General features: G+C 42.7%; 18 protein-coding genes. 12 read left to right on the top strand and 6 right to left on the bottom strand.

Annotated features, from left to right (window positions below):
• Positions 1 to 430: 430 nt before the first annotated feature.
• From BM090_RS05565 to BM090_RS05550, 4 genes are all read left to right on the top strand, one after another.
• On the top strand, positions 431 to 1,258 hold the full coding sequence (locus BM090_RS05565; RefSeq protein WP_091508843.1) for a 3'-5' exonuclease: 828 nt from the start codon (positions 431 to 433) through the stop codon (positions 1,256 to 1,258).
• A gap of 25 nt (positions 1,259 to 1,283) precedes the next feature.
• Positions 1,284 to 1,898, top strand: coding sequence for a beta/alpha barrel domain-containing protein (locus BM090_RS05560; protein ID WP_091508839.1), 615 nt, complete (start codon positions 1,284 to 1,286; stop codon positions 1,896 to 1,898).
• Between the two features lie 92 nt (positions 1,899 to 1,990).
• Positions 1,991 to 3,466: a bifunctional metallophosphatase/5'-nucleotidase gene (locus tag BM090_RS05555; RefSeq protein ID WP_091508837.1), complete on the top strand. Its 1,476-nt coding sequence runs from the start codon at positions 1,991 to 1,993 to the stop codon at positions 3,464 to 3,466.
• A gap of 64 nt (positions 3,467 to 3,530) precedes the next feature.
• Positions 3,531 to 4,304: an enoyl-CoA hydratase/isomerase family protein gene (locus tag BM090_RS05550; protein ID WP_091508833.1), complete on the top strand. Its 774-nt coding sequence runs from the start codon at positions 3,531 to 3,533 to the stop codon at positions 4,302 to 4,304.
• 66 nt (positions 4,305 to 4,370) lie between these two features.
• Here the strand turns inward: BM090_RS05550 and BM090_RS05545 are convergent, their stop codons facing one another.
• From BM090_RS05545 to BM090_RS05535, 3 genes are all read right to left on the bottom strand, one after another.
• The gene (locus BM090_RS05545) at positions 4,371 to 5,048 is read right to left on the bottom strand and encodes a TVP38/TMEM64 family protein (RefSeq protein ID WP_091508830.1); all 678 of its coding nucleotides are present in this window, start codon (positions 5,046 to 5,048) and stop codon (positions 4,371 to 4,373) included.
• Complete coding sequence (locus BM090_RS05540; protein ID WP_245756684.1) at positions 5,045 to 5,554, bottom strand: gliding motility lipoprotein GldH; 510 nt, start codon at positions 5,552 to 5,554, stop codon at positions 5,045 to 5,047. Before BM090_RS05540 ends, BM090_RS05545 begins: the two co-directional genes overlap by 4 nt.
• 83 nt (positions 5,555 to 5,637) lie before the next feature.
• Complete coding sequence (locus BM090_RS05535; RefSeq protein ID WP_245756683.1) at positions 5,638 to 6,579, bottom strand: AraC family transcriptional regulator; 942 nt, start codon at positions 6,577 to 6,579, stop codon at positions 5,638 to 5,640.
• 324 nt (positions 6,580 to 6,903) lie between these two features.
• Between BM090_RS05535 and BM090_RS05530 the strand changes: the two genes are divergently transcribed.
• Together BM090_RS05530 and BM090_RS05525 are read left to right on the top strand one after the other, a co-directional pair.
• Positions 6,904 to 9,513 carry a response regulator gene (locus BM090_RS05530; RefSeq protein ID WP_177199843.1) on the top strand — a complete coding sequence of 870 codons (2,610 nt, stop codon included), beginning with the start codon at positions 6,904 to 6,906 and terminating at the stop codon, positions 9,511 to 9,513.
• A gap of 51 nt (positions 9,514 to 9,564) precedes the next feature.
• Positions 9,565 to 10,386 carry a rhomboid family intramembrane serine protease gene (locus BM090_RS05525; RefSeq protein WP_091508825.1) on the top strand — a complete coding sequence of 274 codons (822 nt, stop codon included), beginning with the start codon at positions 9,565 to 9,567 and terminating at the stop codon, positions 10,384 to 10,386.
• A 34-nt stretch (positions 10,387 to 10,420) separates the two neighbouring features.
• On the opposite strand, the gene ubiE is transcribed toward BM090_RS05525, so the two are convergent.
• Complete coding sequence (gene ubiE, locus BM090_RS05520; RefSeq protein ID WP_091508822.1) at positions 10,421 to 11,146, bottom strand: bifunctional demethylmenaquinone methyltransferase/2-methoxy-6-polyprenyl-1,4-benzoquinol methylase UbiE; 726 nt, start codon at positions 11,144 to 11,146, stop codon at positions 10,421 to 10,423.
• A gap of 235 nt (positions 11,147 to 11,381) precedes the next feature.
• Between ubiE and BM090_RS05515 the strand changes: the two genes are divergently transcribed.
• The 6 genes from BM090_RS05515 (at position 11,382) to BM090_RS05490 (ending at position 19,613) form a co-directional block, all read left to right on the top strand.
• Entirely contained in the window at positions 11,382 to 12,278 is an 897-nt protein-coding gene (locus tag BM090_RS05515) for a MerR family transcriptional regulator (RefSeq protein ID WP_091508820.1), read from the top strand.
• A 176-nt stretch (positions 12,279 to 12,454) separates the two neighbouring features.
• The gene (locus tag BM090_RS05510; RefSeq protein ID WP_143083879.1) at positions 12,455 to 14,074 is read left to right on the top strand and encodes a hypothetical protein; all 1,620 of its coding nucleotides are present in this window, start codon (positions 12,455 to 12,457) and stop codon (positions 14,072 to 14,074) included.
• 60 nt (positions 14,075 to 14,134) lie between these two features.
• Entirely contained in the window at positions 14,135 to 17,299 is a 3,165-nt protein-coding gene (locus tag BM090_RS05505; protein ID WP_091508811.1) for a beta strand repeat-containing protein, read from the top strand.
• 96 nt (positions 17,300 to 17,395) lie between these two features.
• Positions 17,396 to 18,658 (top strand): T9SS type A sorting domain-containing protein, encoded by a 1,263-nt coding sequence (locus BM090_RS05500; protein ID WP_091508808.1) that lies wholly within the window; start codon positions 17,396 to 17,398, stop codon positions 18,656 to 18,658.
• A gap of 95 nt (positions 18,659 to 18,753) precedes the next feature.
• Complete coding sequence (locus BM090_RS05495) at positions 18,754 to 19,218, top strand: GNAT family N-acetyltransferase (RefSeq protein ID WP_091508804.1); 465 nt, start codon at positions 18,754 to 18,756, stop codon at positions 19,216 to 19,218.
• Between the two features lie 17 nt (positions 19,219 to 19,235).
• Positions 19,236 to 19,613, top strand: coding sequence for a hypothetical protein (locus BM090_RS05490; RefSeq protein WP_091508800.1), 378 nt, complete (start codon positions 19,236 to 19,238; stop codon positions 19,611 to 19,613).
• A gap of 64 nt (positions 19,614 to 19,677) precedes the next feature.
• Here the strand turns inward: BM090_RS05490 and typA are convergent, their stop codons facing one another.
• On the bottom strand, positions 19,678 to 21,489 hold the full coding sequence (gene typA, locus BM090_RS05485; RefSeq protein WP_091508796.1) for a translational GTPase TypA: 1,812 nt from the start codon (positions 21,487 to 21,489) through the stop codon (positions 19,678 to 19,680).
• A 381-nt stretch (positions 21,490 to 21,870) separates the two neighbouring features.
• Positions 21,871 to 22,158, bottom strand: a complete 288-nt coding sequence (locus BM090_RS18725; protein ID WP_262487660.1) for a winged helix-turn-helix transcriptional regulator — start codon at positions 22,156 to 22,158, stop codon at positions 21,871 to 21,873.
• Positions 22,159 to 22,322: the final 164 nt, after the last annotated feature.

The following is a 22,322-nucleotide window of genomic DNA, read 5'->3' as shown; positions in this document are numbered from 1 at the left end:
TTTCTGTTTTTGGGCTGATAATAAGTTATTAAATACGCCTGCTTGTAATTACCGAATAAAAACACTGCGGCCTTCCCAAGATTGCTCTTACGGAAGGCCGTTAGTGTATCCATTTTTAAACCTAAACCTTTAAAGCGGAAAAACTTCTGCTTTTACTCTCTAAAACTTTACCTTATGTGACGATCACATCACAGAAAAGTTTTACAAATATAGTTTTGGGCTTTGCCGATAAGACGAATATTATTTAAACGGCAAAATTTGCACAATAACACAAATACTAAATAGGATGATTGGTATTTTGCATAGAGATTGACTCCTAAAAATAGTACTATGTTATGAAAATATGATTAGAAATAACCCTTTTCGATTCTTTGGCGGGCAATCAACTTTTTAGGGTATATTTGCCCCAACATTGTAGCTTAATTGTTGTATGCACTATCTGAAAATCAAAAAGCCTCTTGCGTTTTTCGACCTCGAAACCACAGGCGTAAACCCTGTTACTGACCGCATTGTAGAAATTGCCATCGTGAAGGCCATGCCCAATGGCGAACTGCTTACTAAAGTGTGGAAAGTAAACCCTACTATTCCCATTCCTCTGGAATCCAGTGCTATACACGGAATTTATGACAAAGACGTAGCTAACGAACCGACTTTCAAACAACTGGCCAAAACCGTTGAACAGTTTCTGGAAGGCGCGGATTTGGCGGGTTTCAATATTTGCAAATTTGATATTCCTCTGCTCGTAGAAGAGTTTTTGCGTGCTGATGTCAATTTTGATGTGAGCAATCGCAAAATCGCCGATGCCCAAAAAATATTTCATCTCATGGAGCCGCGCACGCTTTCGGCTGCCTACAAATTTTATTGTGGCGATGACATTACGTCGTTGGGTGGCAATGCACACAGTGCCGAAATCGACACGTTGGCCACGTATCATGTTCTTAATGAACAGATTAAACGTTACGAAGGCAAAAGTATTAAAGATAGTGTTTCGGGTCGCGTGTGGACTCCAGTCGCCAACGATATGGACGCTTTGCACCAACTTTCTACTTCCAATACCGTCGATTTGGCGGGGCGCATGGCCTACAATGCCAAAGGCGAAGCCGTTTTCACTTTCGGCAAACACAAAGACCGTCCCGTTGCGGAAGTGTTGCAAAAAGAACCTTCGTATTATGATTGGATGATGAAAGGCGATTTTCCGCTCGAAACCAAACGCCGACTCACCGAATTAAAGCTCAAAATGAGCCAGTTGAACCGATAATTTTTTTGATTTTATGTTAAGGACAATGGTTTTTGTCGGAAGCCTCACCAACCTGACCGATGCGCGTTATGCGGCGGGAATGGGTGTGGAATATTTGGGATTTGTGGTTAATGCTGCGCTGCCCCAATTCGTAGAACCGACGCTTTATAAAAATATGGCCGAATGGCTGGCAGGCGTAAAACTCATTGGGCAAGTTGGCGCGGCCACTCCCGACGAAGTAAACGCACTGCTCTCACAATACGCTTTGCATGGCATCGCTACTACCAATCCCGAAACGGCGGCTTATGCTTCCGAACATGGTTTGGAAGTGTTTTTGACCATCAAAGGAACAGAAATTTTGCAGCCTGCAACGGCTGCTTTCTTGGCGCAACAGCAACCTAATGCGGCTTATTTTATCCTTGAAAATGAAGAAGATAACAGCCCACTGAACGACCAAGAAAAAGAACAATTGCGTTTGTTGGCAACGGCTTATCCGTTGGTGTTGGGCTATGGCTTTGATGCGCAAAATGTTTGTAGTTTGCTTGATGCGCTGCCGCTTTCGGGCATTGCTTTACGTGGAGGTGGCGAGGAGATTCGCCCAGGGTTCAAAGATTTATCAGATTTGGCCGACGTACTGGAGCAGTTGGAAGCCGCCGACTAATTTTACTCACCGACGAAGGTTGCTAACCTGTCTTGCAAGTTGGCAACCTTCGTTTTTTTCTTTTATACAAATCTCTACCTACACTTAATTTTATGATTCATTTTTCAAAAAAAATATGGGCAACAATGGCCTTGGCGTTGGTGGCTTGCAGCGGCATGGCACAACAGCTTACTTTGTTGCAAATCAATGACACTTACGAACTTACGCCACTTTCGGGGCAAGGTGGCATGACGCGAGTGGCCACGTTGCGCAAACAGTTGGTCAAAGAAAATCCCGCTACGTTGTTGGTTCATGCAGGCGATTTTCTGAACCCGTCGGTGCTTAGTGCGCTGTCGTATCAGGGCAAACGCATTAGCGGCAAACAAATGATTGAAACGCTCAATGCGGTGGGTTTGGATTATACGGCTTTCGGCAATCATGAATTTGATGTAAAAGAAGCCGACTTGCTGGCACGCCTCGACGAGTCGCGGTTTGAGTGGCTTGCCGCCAACGTTTGGCACAAAACCCCACAAGGACAAATCCCGTTTTCGCGCACAGGGCAAGCGGCATTTCCTAAAAGTGTGATTCGTAAAATAAATGGCTTGCGCGTCGGGATTATTGGTGTAACCATTCCACTCGAAAAAGATTTTGTGCTGTGTACCGACCCCTTCACCGCCGCCAAAACGGAATATAATCGTCTGAAAGACAGTACAGATTTTGTAATTGCCATTACGCACCAAAGTATTGATGCTGATAAACAATTAGCCAAAGAATTGCCTGCCCTCAAACTTATTATAGGCGGCCACGAACACGATAACACAGCACAACAAGTGGGTGAAACGCTTATCCGTAAGGCTGATGCCAACGCGAAAACGGCGTATATTCACCGCATTAATTTTGATGCCGCCACCCAAAAAGTAAGCATTGTTTCGGAGTTAAAGAAAGTAGATGCCTCGTTGCCCGACGACTCGGCGACGGCTGCCGTAGTGAGTCGCTGGCAACAAATCGCGACCGAAGGAATCAAAGCCGTAGGTTTTGACGCGGCGGAAGTGCTTATGCAAGTAAAAGGCGAGCCGCTCGACGGTTTGGAGGCTACCGTCCGCAACAAACACGGCAAACTAACCGACATTATTGCGGCGGCCATGCTCACACACAGCAAACACGCGCAAGCGGCCATCGTTAATGGTGGTTCGGTACGCATAGACGACCGCCTCACGGGAACGGTTACGGCCTACGACCTGATGCGTATCGTGCCGTTTGGTGGCGGTTTGGTGGAAATGCAAATCAAAGGTGCGGACTTGCAAAAACTTTTAGATGCTGGCCTAAAAAACAAAGGAACAGGTGGTTATCTGCATTATGCCAATATTTCCGAAAGCAAAAAAGGCTGGAAAATTAACGGCAAAAAATTGATTCCAGCCAAATATTATAACATCATCACCACCGAGTTTTTGTTTACGGGAAAAGAAGCCAATATGGATTTTCTGATTCCCCAAAACCCCAATATTCGTAACATAGATACACCAAAAACTGACGATATTCGCGCCGATATTCGGAAAGTAATTGCCGATTATATGCGAAAAATAAAATAAACAACTTTTTGCATTAGATTGTTTATCAATCAAATACCAGTAATTTTCTTATTAAATTTAAAAAATGAATAACCTCAAACTTGAAAACCAAAACGGTGTTTTGGTTATTACCATTAATCGCCCATCGAAAATGAACGCGTTGAACGCTGAAACAGTGGGTGAAATTCGCCAAGCCATTGAGCAACTTTATACCGACAAATCCGTACACAGTGCGATCATTACGGGCGAAGGCGAAAAAGCATTTGTAGCAGGTGCGGATATTGCCGAATTTACAAAACTTGATGCCGTGCAAGCGACCACTTTAGCCGCGCAAGGTCAGGCGGTTTTTGCTTCGATAGAAAATTCACCGAAACCCGTTATTGCGGCTGTAAACGGCTTTGCTTTGGGTGGAGGCTGCGAGTTGGCGATGGCTTGCCATATTCGTTTGGCTACGCCTAATGCCAAATTCGGACAACCAGAAGTAAATTTAGGCCTTATCCCTGGCTATGGCGGAACGCAACGCCTTACGCAGTTGGTGGGCAAAGGTCGCGCCTTTGAACTGACACTTACTGCCGACCTCATTGGCGCGGAAGAAGCCTATCGCTTGGGTTTGGTGAACCACGTAGTAGCCGACCAAACAACATTGTTGGCAAAAGCACACGAAATTTTGGCCAAAATCGCGACCAAAGCTCCCGTAGCGGTGGGTTATGCCATCAAAGGCATTAATGCAGTGTTTGCGGAAGGCGACGGCTACGCCACAGAAGCCAAACTTTTCGGAGATTGCTTCGCAACGCAAGATTTTGTAGAGGGAACTTCGGCTTTCGTAGAAAAACGCAAAGCGGCATTTAAAGGATGTTAATTTGCTGATAATCAATAATAAAAAGTCCGCTTGCAATGTTGGTTGTAAGCGGACTTTTTATTGTGCTTACTTTAATATTTTTCGGGCGTACAGGCTCAAAACGATTGTAGAAATACCCAGCAATAGGAGTGGAGTAAAGCGTATCCACGTTTCGGAGCTATGCGGATTCTGGAGAGCTTCGGCCAAATGCGTGGCTTGTGCACCTACATAAATGGCCAACAATGTGCGTGGTAACATTCCTACAAAACTTCCTGCTAAAAAGCGTAAAGTATTGATTTGCAGGGTGGTGAAAATTACGTTCATGACCGAAAACGGCAGCAATGGCGAAATTCGTGCGGCAATGATAATGCCCCATGAGTTGCGCTGAAGTTTTTGCATGGCGCGTGCCGTGCGTGGGTTGGCTTGTAGCGTTTGGCTAATTTGCTCGTGGTCAAAAAGACGAATGAGGCCATAACTTGCCCAAGCCGCCAGCAAATACGCACTACACACCAAAGGCAAGGCTTTTTCCAGCCCAAAAACATAACCATAAAACAACGCCACAAAGGTAGTCGGGAGCAGCGACGCGCACATGAGCAGCCACGTAACCGCCCACATCAAGGCGATTTGCAGCGCGGATAAGTGCATAAAAAATGCCTCATGCGTGAGCGTCCAGTACGAAATAACAGAACTTCCCACAAGAGGCATGATTCCCGCCCAAGCCAACAAGCCCGTAGCGGTTTTGTATTGTTTGAAATGCTTTATCAATTTTTAGAAGCGGTTGGTTCTGCTACGGCCACTTTCAGGCCGATGGCTTCAATACCTTGTAGCGGATTTTGACGCATATACTGCTTAATTTTGAACGTGTAACGGCCTGCTTGTTTGAAATGGCAGTGTGGCAAACTCAAAAATTGGTGGTCGCGCACATCGCCGAAACCATCGCCGAAAGGCTTGCCTGTGGCTGGGTCGGCCAAGGTCATTTCGTGCAGGCTCGAAGCGATAAGCTTGCCTTGTGGGTCGTGCAGATAAAACGTAACGTAAAGGTTGTAATACGGATAAACCAATTGATTACGAATATTATACGAAATGTCGTAACGCGCGGCGGTGTCCTGTATGTCAAACGTAAACGTAGCCACACTGTCTATGTACCAACCTTGCTGAACAATGTCTTTGTTTTGTTCGTAGATTACTTGTCCTTTGTTGCAGGAGGTTGCGGCCAGCAACAACACGGCCATTAGTGCCGAGTATAACCAACCAGAAAGGTGTTTTGTCATGTTTTCTTTACCAAACTAAATGAAGCCGCAAAGTAACAAACAAACGCGCTCAAATCATAGTGTTTGGTAAGTAGCTGTGTTTTTTAGGCGTTTGGCGTTTCAAAAATTCGTTTTTTGTAGTCACTCGGCGAAATTCCTTCGTGGCGTTTGAAGGCCGTAAAGAAATAACTCACGCTGTTAAATCCTGCGCGGAAGGCCGCATCAGTTACGTTTACTTGTGGTTTGGCCAGTTCTTGTTTGGCGATTTTGAGGCGTTCGGCCAAAATAAATTCGATAGGCGTAATCCCAAATTCGCGTTTGAAGGTTCTATAAAAATTAGGCTCACTCATGCACGCTTTGTCGCTCAACGTCTTTATGTTGATTTTGTCGCGGATGTTTTGTTTGATATAATCCACCACAAACGAAAAACGGTGCGAGGTGGTATAACGCTTGTATTGTTCCAAAAACAAGTAAGATGCTTGAGTTTGCATAAGTCTGACAATCAATTCTTTGAGTGTGAAATCTGCCAAAACGGGCTTCATATCCACGTCTTCTCTGGAAACGGCAATGAGGCGGTCGAGTGCGTTGGAAATGCTCATGCTATTTTTTAGATGGAATTGCTCAAGGTCGATATTCCAATCGAAATGCGCTTCGGCACGCGGGAATTTTTCATTCAAAAAATCAATGGTTTCTTTGATTTTTTCGCTGCTAATGGCCACGGCAAGGCATTGGGTTGGGTTATCGACGGAGGCTTCAGGAAAATCAATTTTCATGATTTCGCGGCCTGGCACGATCACCGACTCACCTGGCAAATACTCAAAAGGTTGTTGGCTTACAGTGGGCAAGTGCATGACTTTTTTGCCGCGCAACATGGCCGTAATCACCAAATCATTAAAAACCAAACTCACTTTTTCGCTTTTGTTGTGCGTCTCGAAAATATTGAGTTCGTAGTGGTCAAGGCAATACACAGACCTGTGTTCGACTAAAGTTTGCAGCTCCGAAATCGGCGTGAGTTCGGGCAGCAATGGTGAATACATGGCTTTCATATTTTTTTGGGAATATTTTGGTGTGTGTTCATTCTATGTGGGGCATAAGGTACAAATTTTTTTGAGTGAAAAGCAATTGGCTGGCTTGTCTTGAGGTACTTATTTTTTCCTTAAAACCTTTGCTTGGTTTCAACTTTTATACAAAAAGTCTATTTTTGTTTTTGCTAAGTATCTGATGTTGTGATTTTGTGTTTGTATTGTTATTGGTATAATTTCATTTACTACGAATAATAATTCTGCGCATTTACAAAATAATAGATAAGTGCGTTAGCTTATTGGTTAAATTTTATATATTTGATAGGTATTATGTGGCCTATTCTTCAAATGAAATCAAAAATAAACTTATCTCTATTGTTCTTGTTTTTTTCTGTGCATCTGTCTTTTTCTCAGGGTCTTACTTGGAAAAAGCAGATAGATAGTTTGCTTACTTTGCACGCTAAATACGAGGCTGCGCATCAGGATAAGGAAGATTATGAAGTATTGGAATTGTTATATACCAAAACAGGGTCTCTTGCTCCTTCGCAAGCACTTCAGGTTTGTTATAAGGCTTTGGCCATTGCTCAAAAAAACGGATGGAAAGACAAAGAACGTGCGCAGCTCAATTGCTTGGGAACGATTTATAACAATCAAGGCTTGCCATCGTTGGCCTTAGAAAAAAATCTAAAAGCGTATAAACTTTTTCAGGAAACGAAATTGGTCGATTCGACGGGGTATTTGCTCATAGACATCGCTAATGCATACTACGGACAAGGTTTTTTTGATATAGCGGACGAATACAACCGCAGGGCACTTACTATTTTTCAACGAATAAAAAAGCCTTACGGTATGGCCGTTGCTTACAACAATATCGCCATTATCAAACGCGAAACAAGGGACCTAGACTCTGCCTTAGTTTATTTTGAGAAGGCATTAGCGTTTCGCCAGAAGCTCAAAGATCCATTTTTGGTAGTGCATTCCTACGAATATTTGGGCAATACTTATGCACTCAAAAACGATTATCCCAAAGCACTACAATACCTAACGGAGGCCTTGCGCTTGGCGGATAATTTGCAAGGAAATAAAGCTGATCATAAGCATATTAAGGCTATGATTTATACTTCGTTGGGGACTTTATACAAAAATCAAGAATTGTATAATAAAGCCTTAGAGTATTACGATAGAGCAGTTTCTTATTTGGAAACGGAATTTCCTGATCCCGTGTACATTGCCGATGCTCTTATCGCCGCAGGCCAAACCGCATTGCTCAAAAAAGATTACACCAAAACGCTAGGCTATTGCCACAAAGCGCAGCAAACTACTGATAGTCTGAGCCTTTTGCCCCAACAACACCAGATTTATTTGTTACTTTCCTCGCTCTACGAGCAGCAGCACAAATACAAAGATGCCTTGTATTACAATCAGTTAGCGTCTTCCTTGCAACATGAAATATTGGGACAGGATGTTGCCGACCGTCTCGCCGAAGTACGCGGAACGATTGCCTCCTATGAGAATGAAAAAAGTCTGGAAATACTCAACAAAGACAATGAAATTCAGCGTAAAACCATCGAAAAACAATATTCGATTAGCATTTTTGCTACGCTTATTTTGTTGTTGGCCGTAGTCATTGGCTTGTTGCTGTATAGGAATGCCGACCGAGAAAAAGAACTAAATGCAATACTTGTTGCTCAAAATCAGGAGATTAGAAAGCAGAGTGAGTTGGTTCAGATGAAAAACAATGAAATTGAGGCACAAAATGAAGAGCTGCGCCAACATTCTGAAGAGCTCATGGCCAGCGTAGAGAAAATGGAGGCTGCCAGTGCTGCCAAATCACAGTTTTTGGCCATGATGAGCCACGAGATCCGAACACCAATGAACGGGGTAATTGGCATGGCCAATTTGTTGGCACAAACAGAACTGACGGCAGATCAGCGCGAAAAAATAGATGTGATTAGGCTCAGCGGCGATAATTTGCTTTCTGTTATCAATGATATATTAGATTATTCTAAAATAGAATCGGGCAAATTGGAACTGGAAACTATTCCGTTTTCGCTCAAAACCTGCGCTGAAGAAGTGTTGGCCATTGTGGGCAATGCCAGCAATAAAGTAAAAATAAGTTATGAAATAGACCCTAAAGTACCGCGCTATGTGCTGGGCGACTCGGTGCGTTTGCGTCAAGTGCTGCTCAATCTGATGAGCAACGCCGTAAAGTTTACGGAGGAAGGGTCTATTACACTTTCCATTACCCAAACCAAAATTTGGAGTAAGCACCGCAATATCTTGTTTAGTGTGAAAGATACAGGTATTGGTATCAAACCAGGGCAAATCGAAAAGCTTTTTAATCCGTTCATTCAAGCAGATACTTCTACTACGCGTCGCTTTGGTGGTACAGGATTGGGCTTGTCCATCTCGGCGGATTTGGTCAAGCTTATGGGCGGGCGTTTGTGCGTCGAAAGCCATTACAATAAAGGTTCTGAGTTTTATTTTGATTTGCCAATGGAAGCGGTGGACAATAATGTGGGAGACGATTTTTACAAACCGAGTGCCGTTAATGAGACTTTAGCAATGCGTTATCCTCTTGAAATACTGGTAGTTGAGGATAATTTGGTGAATCAGAAAGTAATAGAAAAAAGCCTCAATAAATTGGGCTACAGAGTAGGCTTGGCCAACAATGGCGTAGAGGCGTTGCAATCCATGAAGCAAAAGCGTTTTGATATAACATTCATGGACCTTCAAATGCCCGAAATGGACGGCTTGGAAGCTACCAGCCGCCTGCGCGACGATTATGGCGATGATCCAATTATTATTGCCCTCACAGCCAATGCATTACTGGAGGAGCAGGAGCGTTGCATGGAAATTGGAATGAATGATTTTTTGGCTAAACCATTTCAACTCAACGATTTGCAACATATGATAGAGAAGTGGGCTATTTTTTTGCAGCAAAGAGTAAAGAACTAAAAAAAATAGCGGAGTTGTTTTGTCTGAAAAATAACTCAAATTATATTTTTTATGGAAAGAGCCTTTATAACGTCTTCTCAAAAAGAGGCACGCCAACTTTGGTACAATGCGGCTTGGAGCAGTTTGTTAGTGCTGGTTTTGTGGTTGGTGCATGGGGCGCAAGAGCTAATGAGTTATTCATTTACCCAACACGCAGGCATTTTTCCGCGCACAGTGTCAGGGCTTTTGGGAATAATTACATCTCCTTTTATACATTCGGATTGGGAACATTTGGCTGCCAATAGCTTGTCTATTTGGGTGCTTACGTGGTTGATGCTCACGGCTTACCGCAAAGTTGCGCCCGAAGCGATGCTTTGGTTTTGGATATTGTCTGGCGTTTGGACGTGGTGTCTGGGAAGGCCGAGCTATCACATTGGCGCGAGTGGTGTGGTGTACGCGCAACTTAGTTTTATATTGTTCAGTGGGATTTGGCGCAAAGATAGTAGTTCAATGGCTCTTACGTTGTTGGTTGTGGTCATGTACGGCGGTTTTATTTGGGGAATTTTACCGCTGATGAAGTCGCAAATGTCATGGGAAGCGCATTTGTCGGGTTTTTTGGCGGGATTAATACTTTCTTGGCATTTTAGAGAAAAAAACGCGCCTGCCAAATATGTGTGGCCAGAAGAGCATTATGACACAGAATATTGGCTTTTGCCGCAAGAACAAAATTTTATGCAAAATTTTGAAAATGAGCCACTTGCTCCTTCCGAAATAGCAAGTCCTGACCCGTTGGCTGCGCCGCTTAACGCCCAGCCTGTCATTCCTCCACCAGTGATTGTGATACGTTATATTTACGTGCCGTCTTCGCCGCAGCGCAACGGTAGCGAGCAATAAAAACCACGCTACCGCCCTGCTGCAAAAGCAATGTTTATTTCTTTGTTCCGACGTAAATAGAGCAAATACCGCCTGTCATCGGCAACCATTTGACATCAGAGAAACCTACTTTTTCATAAATTTTAAGGAAATTTTCGCCATCGGGGAATGCTTTCACCGAGTCGGGCAAATAAGTGTATGCGGCACTATCACGCGAAATAAGTTTGCCGATGGCTGGCAAAATATAACGCGAATAAAAACCGTAAAGCTGTTTCATGGGGAAACTGCGCGGGTTAGAAAATTCTAAAACAACTGCTATACCGCCTTTTTTGAGTACGCGATTGATGTCCGAAAGCCCTTTTTCGAGGTTTTCAAAATTGCGCACTCCGAAGGCTACAATCGCAGCGTCGAAGGTATTTTCATCGAAAAGTAACTTTTCGGAATCGCCTAAGCGCATTTCTATTTTATCGGAAAGACCAAGTTTTTGCATCTTTTGTTTGCCAACTTCCAACATTCCTTCCGAGATGTCCACGCCAATTATTTTGTCTGGGTTAAGGGCTAAGGCTTCCAGCGCGAAATCGCCAGTACCTGTTGCAATATCAAGGATTTGCTTTGGTTTTGTGGCGCGTAACTGTTTGATAGCCTGTTTTCTCCAATAAATATCTATGCCAAAACTCAACAAGTGATTGAGCAAATCATATTTAGGAGAAATGTTGTTGAACATGGTGGCAACTTGTTCTTTTTTGCCAGCCGCCTGTTCTTTGTATGGGAGGACGGTCATATTTTATCTATTTCTGAGGGTGCAAAAGTACGCACAAATTCTACAACAAAAGACTTGAAAGGCACAAGGTTTCATATTTTTTCTAACAATTCTTAACCAAAATAGTTTTGTGATTGAACGAACATAAATTTTTTACTATTTTCAAAACCTTTGGGTTACACATTTTGATATACCCATAGATGCTTTAAGGGCGAATTAGATTTTTACTCAAGGAACAAATAAATTTTGCAGAAACGTGAATTATTCTATCAAAGATTTGGAACAACTCTCTGGTATCAAGGCGCATACGTTGCGGATTTGGGAGCAACGCTACGAAGTCTTGAAGCCCAAGCGCACGGATACAAATATCCGATATTATGACGACGACGACCTGAAATTGGTTTTAAATATTGCTTTGCTCAACGAACATGGCTATAAAATTTCGAAGATAGCCGACATGAGTTGGGACGATATGCGCCGCGAAGTTCTCAATGTGACGGAGAAGCATCAGAGCAATTCGGAACAAATACAGGCCCTGACTATCAGTATGATAGACCTCGATGAAGAACGTTTTGAGAAAATCATGTCCACTAATTTTCTGCATCAGGGTTTTGAAAACACAATGATTAGTATTGTATTTCCTTTTTTGCAGCGTATCGGGGTGCTGTGGCAAACGGGTGCAATTACGCCTGCGCACGAACATTTTATTAGCAACCTGATTCGGCAAAAAATTATTGTGGCCATAGATGGTCTGGTGGCCAAATATACGGCTTCTTCTCCGAAGTTTATGCTGTTTTTGCCAGAAGGGGAGTTGCATGAGATTGGGTTACTATTTACGAACTATCTCATTAGGGTGCGAGGTGGCCGCGTGGTTTATTTGGGGCAAAGTTTGCCGTTTTCGGATTTGTGTGAGACGTACCGAATATATCGACCATCTTACTTATTTTCAATCATTACCACCACGCCAGCCGCAGAAATACAGTCTTACGTAGATAATTTATCAAAAAACTTTTTTGAATCGACTATTATACTTTCTGGTTTTCAGGTGATTACACAAGATTTAGACCTGCCCGAAAATGTTTTGATAGCATATAATATTGCGGATTTGCCATTGCTTTTGAGTAAATTGGAAAATCGTATAAATGTAGTATAATTAGAAATTTGTTATTTTTTATTAAATCATTTTAACTTTATAATGTCGTATTTTCAGTAAAAAATGTATTTTTGCCAATTACCTTACGCTATTAGTGCGTATATATGGTTGTGATTAAATTATAGTAACATTTTTTTGTACTGTATATCGAAATCGTGATGGCAAAAATGTTAAAGATGTTACTCCCTACAAAGAAACTATTATTGGTTTTGTTGGGGAGTGTTGTGTATGGCTCGGTGGCTCACGGCCAATTTGTAAATAATGGCGGATTAGTTTTTGTTAAAAACAAAACTACAGTAGCTATTAATGGCTCTTTGATAAATAAAGCAGGAATTTTGGCCAATGAAGGCCGTATTTTTGTAGGGGATAGCCTCAAAAATTATGGGAATTATCGCCACCTCAATGGTGTAGGGATAGATACTATCGTGATGACGAGTAGTAGCCCTACGGGAATATTGATGGCTGCCGCCGACACGGTGGGAGCTCTACACATTCAGGGTGGCGGACAAAAAACTTTGTCAGGCAATTTGTCGGTTAATAAATCCCTAATCCTCCAAAATGGACTGGTTAATACTTCGGCAGGAATATTAACAGTGCAAAAAAATGGCCAAATTTATGGAGGAGATAACACTGCCTATGTAGATGGCCCGATGACCTATTTGGGGCAAGGTGTGGTTCGTCGTTTTCCTGTGGGAATAGGTGGCCAGTATCATCCCGTTATCCTCAAAACAGTCGCAGGCACAAACGATAATTTTGCAATTACGTTTGAGGCCAAATCTGGAGGAACGCCTGTGTTGGGCGAATCTGTGGCCGATCTTTCCAATATTTATTGGGAGCGTAGTATTTCTAATCCTTCTAATTTTTCAGGGTACGATAGTTTGGTACTGAGCTATGCTGGCGCAACGCCCGCAGGTGCAACCAGTCCAGAGCAATATATTGTAGCGCAAAGCACTTCGCAAGATGGTGTATATCAGGGTTTGGGTAGTGGCTTTGTGAGTGGAACACTTGCTTCTGGTTTTACGCGCAATTTTTTTGACCCTATCCAAACACATTATCGTGTTGGCCGCAACAATGGCGTAAAACTCAAACTCAGAGTTGTGTTGCAAGGTGCTTATGCTGCAGGAGCTATGGACGTGAGCTTAAAGAATGGTAATTATTTGAATAATTTTCAGGCAAATAATGCAGCTACCGTTTATACGATGCCAAACCCTCTTAAGCCCATAGCGAAAATGTTGCCAAGCAAAACAGGTGCTTATTTAGCCCCTACCTATGCTGTGGACGTGATACAAATTTCGGCTCGAGCCACACCTGAGGGGCCAGATTTAGAAACGATTACGGCGTGGTTGTTGGCAGACGGGAGCGTAGTGGATTATCTGTCGGGTGGCCTAATGGACTATGTAACGTTCCCGAACCTTACGAATGGCAGTTATCATTTTGTGGTGCGCCACCGCAACCACTTGGACATCATGACAGATGACTTGGTGTCGGTTTCGACAACCCCGCCCAGCGTTTCTTATGACCTCACAGACATTGCCAATGTTTATGGCTCAGGAGCATTGTTAGTAAATTCTTCCCCCGCCGTTTATGCCATGATAGCAGGAGATAACTACAAAGCCGACGGCATGGACGAAACCAATGGCAATGACTTATTTCGTGTAAATACAGACCAAGATGCCCTGAGCGTAGGCTATTTGGATACCAATGTGAAATTTGATAATGACGTAGCTGTAAATGCTTCGGATTATACGCTTTCCTCAGACCAAAATGATAATTTATATTTCTCAACCGTGCCTTAAACTCTTACTCTAAATATAAAAATCCGTATTAACCCTATCAAAAATTTAAACATTTAATTTATGAAGCAATTATTACAACTATTACAACTATTACAACGAACTCGTTGGCTGGCAGTGGTACTGCTGCTTTGGGGCATGGCAAGCCAACAGGCCTCTGCCCAAGTAGCTTATAACTTAGAGGTGCGCGATACCGTGCGAGCGGATACATTGTATTTGACCTATAAGGTAACTAATACGGGAGCTGCTTTTACCTTTGGGAACTCCAACTTTCCTGTCAATTTTAATAGTGCATTTGTATCGGCAGTTGATTTTGCTAACCCTAAAATTCATAAGAGAGGTAAATGGGATTTTGCTAACAGTGCAGCCAATTATAACTTATTAACGGCTACTACAAGTCAGTTTGCTGGTCAAAATCGTTTGATTGTCAATATCAACCAGAAAACAGGAGGGGGGACAACAGGTGGTGTTTTATTGGCTGCTGGCGCGACGGAAGTAATTGCTGTAATTAAATTCAAAATAACGAACTGTTCTGCTTCGCCTACTATGCAGTGGCTTACGACTGGTGCTATTACAGATTTTAATAATAACAATATCAAAACTGGCGCAACGAGAATTTATCCTGCTATCACTCCTACAGCTACAACAATATCATTAGCTCCTACATTGGTAGAATCAATCTCAGGTGCAACAAGTGTTTGTGCTGGTAATATATTTCATTATCGTATAAAGAAAGAGGCTGGTTACACTTATTCATGGTTTACGACAATAGTTAGTAGCCCGTTACCTACTTTTTCTGCCCATGCAGATTCTTTGGGTTATGATACTGTGAGTGTTACTATCCCTGCTGGCGCGACTTCTGGAGATATTAAAGTAGAGGCAACTTCAGGTTCTTGTAAAGATACAGCAGCTTTGGCGGTAACGGTAAATCCAAGTTCAAGTGCGAGCTTTTTAACATCAGATACGACGATGTGTTCAGGTGCGAGTCGTGTAATGAAGGTATCCTTGAGTGGAGGCACAGGAACATGGAATTTGGTGTATAATGATGGCACAAGTGATATAAACGTAACAGGCATCACTTCTTCTCCTTATACATTTACGATAAGTCCGACTTCTACGACGATTTATACATTGAAGAGTGTAAGTAGTGGCGGTTGTGCAAGTACAGTTTCGGGTAGTGCGACGGTAACAGTGAATCCGTTACCAGTAGTGAGTGCGACTCCAACGAGTGCGACGGTATGTAGTGGAAGTGCGCCAAGCATAGTATTGAACAGTACAGGTACGACTCCAACGTATAGCTGGACAGCAGCGTTGCAGAGTGGTAGTGTAACAGGTTTTTCACTGACAGGAACAAGTAGCACGATAGCAGAGGCTTTGACGGGTTCAGGTGTAGTACGCTATACAATTACGTCGAGTGCAGGTGGATGTACGAGTAGTGCTATAACGGTAGATGTAACGGTAAATCCATTACCAACGGCAACCTTGTCAGGTAGTGGTTCAATCTGTTCGGGTGGTACTACGAGTTTGAGTGTTGTATTGACAGGTACAGGTCCATGGAATTTGCTTTACAATGATGGCACAAGTAATGTGACGGTTAATAATATATTGAGCTCCCCACATAGTATAAGTGTAAGCCCAACATCAACGACTACTTATACTTTGGTGAGTGTTAGTGATGCCAACTGTACAGGTACAGTTTCGGGTAGTGCGACGGTAACAGTGAATCCGTTACCAGTAGTGAGTGCGACTCCAACGAGTGCGACGGTATGTAGTGGAAGTGCGCCAAGCATAGTATTGAACAGTACAGGTACGACTCCAACGTATAGCTGGACAGCAGCGTTGCAGAGTGGTAGTGTAACAGGTTTTTCACTGACAGGAACAAGTAGCACGATAGCAGAGGCTTTGACGGGTTCAGGTGTAGTACGCTATACAATTACGTCGAGTGCAGGTGGATGTACGAGTAGTGCTATAACGGTAGATGTAACGGTAAATCCATTACCAACGGCAACCTTGTCAGGTAGTGGTTCAATCTGTTCAGGTGGTACTACGAGTTTGAGTGTTGTATTGACAGGTACAGGTCCATGGAATTTGCTTTACAATGATGGCACAGGTAATGTGACGGTTAATAATATATTGAGCTCCCCACATAGTATAAGTGTAAGCCCAACATCAACGACTACTTATACTTTGGTGAGTGTTAGTGATGCCAACTGTACAGGTACAGTTTCGGGTAGTGCGATAGTAATAGTTACCCCAGCCCCAACATTGACTGCACCTCCAGCAAGTGTTTGTCAAGCCTCTACTATCACACTAACTGCATCTTCATCTGTTGATTGGAGTGTAACTACGACTGGTGACGTGCAGGCCACTTTTGTAAGTGGTACATCAGCCGTTTCTTTGCTTACAGGTACAAGTACTGCTACATTACAGTTTGGTATATCTACTTTAGGAAATGCCACTGTTACGGTTACTTCTGGAGGTTGTTCTAATAGTTATACAATCGGTGTTGATGCAGGTGCAGGACTTAGTTTAAATCTTTTCCTACAAGGGTTCTATTCAGGTGCATCTATCATGACAACGGATTTGAGTGCGGGTGTGCCATCTATTTTGTCTGACCAATATTTAGCAACAGGTACATTGCCAAGTGCTGGAGAAGGTGTGCCGACAAGCCTTATGCGGGCTGGTGCATCTGTTCCTGCTGGAGCTGTTGATGTGATTCAGATAGAATTGCGTAGTGGAGGAGCTACAGGTCCTGTTGCATATACTACTTATGCTTGGTTAATGTCTGATGGTTCTATTACAGATTATAAAACTGGTGTAGGTACTAATGCAATTTTCCCTTGCTCGTTGTTACCTAATGATTATTTTATTGTGGTCAAACATCGCAACCACTTAGCTATTATGTCAAGTACTCCTGTAGCATTTAGTGCAGGTTCTACCGCTTCGTATAATTTCACGACAAGTATTGGCCAAGTATATGGCTCTGGTGCTTTAGATTTAGATGTTGGTGTAGTTGGTATGATTGCTGGTGATAACCGTAAAGACGCAAACAATGAATCTAACGGAGACGACTTTTATGATGTTTCGGTAGCTACTACTAATGGTACTGGTTTTACAGGCTCTGGTTATTTTGCTACGGATTTGAATGGTACAGGTGTCAGCAATGCGTCTGACTATAATTTATCATCGACCAACAACGATAACTTGTATTTCTCTACGGTGCCATAACAGCGCACACACAAGGCAATGGGAGAGAGGCTTTAACCCGCTTTTCTCCCAACCTCAAAATGTATTTTTAATAGCATCTTTAATTTAGTTTAAGATATGAACTTCAAAAAAATATTTTCCGCTTGTGTGTTGGCTGCCTCTACTTCGTGGGTGGCACAGGCACAGACCGCCAAAACGTTTAAGTTGGAAGTGGAACAAAGCGTACAAGACACCACTTTGCTGTTAGACTTTTTTGTACAAAAAACGACGGGTGCTGATATTCCGTTGGGTTCGTCTAACTTTGCCGTGTACGTGTCGTACCAAAACCTTGACCTTAGCCAAATGAAAAAAGTAGATACGGCGAACGGTGTTTGGGATATGTCCTTCGACCCTGCTTCGTACCGCGAAATGGGCTTAGGTGGTACGGGTACATTCGTGAACCTTACCGTAAAAAAATATACGGCAGGCACTGGTACAGGTCAGCCGATTACCGAAACGCGTAGCCGTGTAGGTCGTGTGGCTATCCCGATTACAAACCGTTGCGGTACAAACTCTATGCAATGGATTGTAGCTCCTGTGGCCATTACCAATTTTGCAGACCAAAGCATCAAGGCGCAGGCCGATTTTATTGCGCCTGCCGCAAATCAATTGCTTTGCTCTACGCCAGCCGCTCCACAGTTGGCCGCCGATGGCGCAACGTCTCTTTGCGAAGGCCAAAGCGTAGCCCTGAACGCCAACGTAACAGGCGGTGTGCAATGGTATCGTAACGGTGAGTTGATAGCGGGTGCAACTTCTGCAACTTACGTGGCAAACCAAACAGGCCAATATACAGCGCAAGCCCTTAACTGCGCTTGTACAAACAATAGCTTGAACACCATTAGCGTAGAAATGAACGCCAAGCCAGCTATCCCGACGCTTAGCGCAGTGGCCGATACGCTGTTTGCTGCCGCTGCTGCGAATTATCAATGGTATCAAGATGGTCAAATGATTGCAGGTGCAAACACTCAGTATTTTGTACCAACAGCTTCAGGCAACTATAGCGTAGGCGTAAGCAACCAATGCGGCGTTTCGATGTCCGAAACAGTGTTGTTTGCGGTGACGGGTGTCGGCAATTTGGCTTCTGCTGTGAAACTAAACGCATACCCGAACCCATTTGCAGCGCAAACACAAATTTCTTATACGCTTCAACGCAAAGGTGCTGTGAAAATCGAAGTAACCAATATGTTGGGTCAGCGTTTGGGTACGTTGGTAAACGAAATCCAAAACGCAGGCGAGCATAAAGTAATCTTCAAAGGTTCGGAACTTAGCACTGGTACTTATTTCCTAAAAGTTCAGGCCGAAGGCAAAACTGAAATCCTCAAATTGGTTCAGAACAAATAATTTTAGCCTTAGTTAAAATTATAGCCTTATACCAAAATCCCTCTTGCGTTTCGTGCGTGAGAGGGATTTTTTTGTGAAAATATCATCATTGTTTTATGAAAATTAGAGCATATCAATCCACCGACCAAGCCGCTGTCATGGAACTGCTGCGCCTCAATACGCCTACTTATTTTGCCCCAGAAGAAAGCCAAGATTTGCGCTATTATCTCGACAATGAACGAGAGTATTATTTTGTGGTAGAAGAAAATGGAACGGTGGTCGGCTGCGGTGGTTTTAATTGTGCGGATTGCCCGCCAGACACTGCCAAAATTAGTTGGGATATTTTTCACCCCGACAGTCAGGGAAAGGGTTTGGGTACTGCTTTGCTCAAATATCGGTTGGAACAATTGCAAGCAATGGGTATCTGTAATGTAGTGGTGCGTACCTCGCAGCTTGTTTATTGTTTTTATGAAAAATTAGGGTTTAAATTGGTGTATCAGCAGCCGAATTATTGGGCAGAAGGTTTTGACCTTTATCAAATGCTGCTTATCTTAGAGCAAACACCTTTTGATACACACTAAAAATTTTATATAAAGCCATGAAAATCAATAAAAGAATCCTGAATATAGGATTGCTGGTAACTTCGCTCACGGGTTATTTGGAGTGGGGCGGAGGCAACCAGACTTTTCTTTGGCAAGCAGAATGGAATGTATTGTTACAATTTTTCTTTAACCCAGAACAAGCCGCTCATCCGTTTACGCTTATCCCGATGCTGGGGCAAATATTGTTGATTATCAGTTTGTTTTCTCCGAAATACTTCCGCTTGCTTACTGTGTCGGGCATTGTGTGTATTAGCCTACTGCTTTACTTTATGTTTGCCATTAGCTTGCTTGGAATGAATACCAAAATCTTGCTTTCTACGCTGCCTTATGTGGTGCTGAGTATTTGGGCGTTGTTGCTCCAACGCAGGGCATAAACAAAAATCCCGACTAAATAAATCATTAGTCGGGATTTTTGTTTATTAGAATTTAGCTTAAAAACTAAACTGCTTCAAATTTGCTTTCCATGCGTTTACGCTCGTTAGGGTCGAGGTAAATTTTACGCATACGGATAGATTTTGGCGTGATTTCCAAATACTCATCTTTCTGAATATATTCCATACATTCTTCCAACGAGAATTGGATTTTTGGCGCGATACGCACGTTGTCGTCCGTACCAGAAGCACGCATGTTAGTCAATTTTTTGCCTTTTTGGATGTTAATTTCCAAATCGTTTTGGCGGTTGTGTTCGCCAATTACCTGACCAGCATATACTTCTTCACCTGGATCAACGAAGAACACACCTCTATCTTGGAGTTTGTCGATGGCGTAAGCCGTACCCGAACCAGTTTCCATAGAAATAAGTGAGCCGTTGATACGCTCAGGAATTGTTCCTTTGTAAGAAGCATATTCTTTGAAACGGTGGTTCATGATGGCCTCACCAGCCGTAGCGGTAAGTACGTTGTTACGCAAACCAATGATACCACGCGACGGAATTTCAAATTCAAGGTGTTGCATATCGCCTTTTGGCTCCATGATAAGCAATTCGCCTTTGCGTTGCGTAACCAATTCGATTACTTTACCTGCTGAAGTTTCTGGCACGTCCACTACCAATGTTTCGATTGGTTCAAGTTTTTGGCCGTTTTCTTCTTTGAAAAGAACTTGAGGCTGACCTACTTGCAGCTCATAACCTTCGCGACGCATCGTCTCGATAAGTACAGACAAGTGAAGGATACCACGTCCGAAAACCAAGAATTTATCTTCGCTACCTGTTTCTTTGATACGCAAAGCAAGGTTTTTCTCTGTTTCGCGGTAAAGGCGATCGCGCAAGTGGCGAGAAGTAACAAATTTACCTTCTTTACCGAAGAAAGGAGAGTTATTGATTGTGAAAAGCATACTCATCGTAGGCTCATCAATCGAGATACGTGGCAATGGTTCTGGCGTTTCGGCATCAGCTACTGTGTCACCGATTTCAAAACCTTCGATACCTGTAAGGGCGCAAATTTCGCCAGAAGAAGCAGAAGCTACTTTTTGTTTGCCTAAGCCTTCAAAAACGTGTACTTCTTTGATTTTCACTTTCTTAATAGTGCCGTCTGCTTTGCAAAGCGATACAGTAGAACCTTCTGTTACTGTTCCGCGATGTACGCGACCAATCGCGATACGACCCACAAACGAAGAGTAATCCAATGAAGTGATTTGCATTTGCAAAGTACCTTCGTGGTGTGGAGCGGCTGGGATGTGCTCAACGATAGCATCAAGCAAAGGCGTAATGCTGTCGGTTTGCGTGCGCCAATCGCTGTTCATCCAACCTTGTTTAGAAGAACCATACATCGTAACAAAATCTAATTGTTCTTCAGTAGCTCCTAAGTTGAACATCAAATCAAATACAGATTCGTGTACTTCGTCTGGGCGACAGTTTGGTTTGTCCACTTTGTTGATTACTACGATTGGTTTCAAGCCCAATTCTAAGGCTTTGCCCAATACGAAGCGCGTTTGAGGCATAGGGCCTTCAAAAGCATCCACCAACAACAAAACGCCGTCGGCCATTTTCAATACGCGTTCTACCTCGCCACCAAAGTCGGCGTGGCCTGGCGTATCTATGATATTAATTTTTACGTCTTTGTAGCGAACCGATACGTTTTTAGAAACAATCGTGATACCGCGTTCACGTTCAAGGTCATTGTTATCAAGAATAAGGTCTTCAAACTCCTGATTCTCTCTGAAGATTTTAGAAGCATGGATAATCTTATCCACTAAAGTTGTTTTGCCGTGGTCAACGTGGGCGATGATGGCAATGTTACGAAGATTTTGCATTACTATTGATTATGTTTTTCAAATCAGCCGCAAAGATAACTATTTTTTTCTGTATTCATATTATCAAACGCTTAAATTCTGTTTTACAGTAGTTTAAATAAAAAAATAAATACAAAATATCGACAACTACATTACAAAAACAGAGCTATTACTCATAAATAGCACTAATTATGTCTCTTATTTCAATGTCTATTTAATTGCAATTGTTAAATACAATTAAACAAAGAAAATATTCTTCAAAAGTGCATGAGTAAAGAATAATAGCGTTGTACTTTACAAATTAAAAAGCAAGCCTGCTTTATACGAACTTTTCGAATAGCCGCGCTGGTAAGCAAAAACCATTGCTTTTTTTGATAAAATACTACCTCCAAAACAAGATTGTTATTTCCCAATAATTTCTTTGCGATGGTTCATTCCCCAATCTGCAATCGTTAAGGTTAACTCTTTAAGTGTTTCGCCATAGGGCGTTAAGCTATACTCTACCGCAATTGGTTTGGTGTCAAGGATTTTCCGATTGATTAATTTGTTCATTTCCAAATCTTTCAACTCTCTACTAAGCACTTTGCCCGAAATACCTTCTACCTCTCTCAATAGTTCAGAATATCGCATATCTCTGAAACAAAGACATGCAACAATAGAAATTTTCCATCTACCCCCAATAACATCCATCGTGTCATGGATTGCACGTATGTTATGCTTACATGCTTTTATTGGCGTTTCTACTGTAATAAGATTCTCATCTTCCATTAGTTCAGTTATTTAGTGGTTACCCAAATGTCACTATTACTTTTGGTTGCAAAGTTACTAATTGTCTCTAATGCGTTCTACTTTTG

The sequence above is a fragment of the Flexibacter flexilis DSM 6793 genome (genome assembly GCF_900112255.1).
Taxonomy (GTDB): Bacteria; Bacteroidota; Bacteroidia; order Cytophagales; family Flexibacteraceae; genus Flexibacter; species Flexibacter flexilis.
Note: the sequence above shows the minus strand (reverse complement) of the source record. Positions and strands in the feature narration are given on the sequence as shown.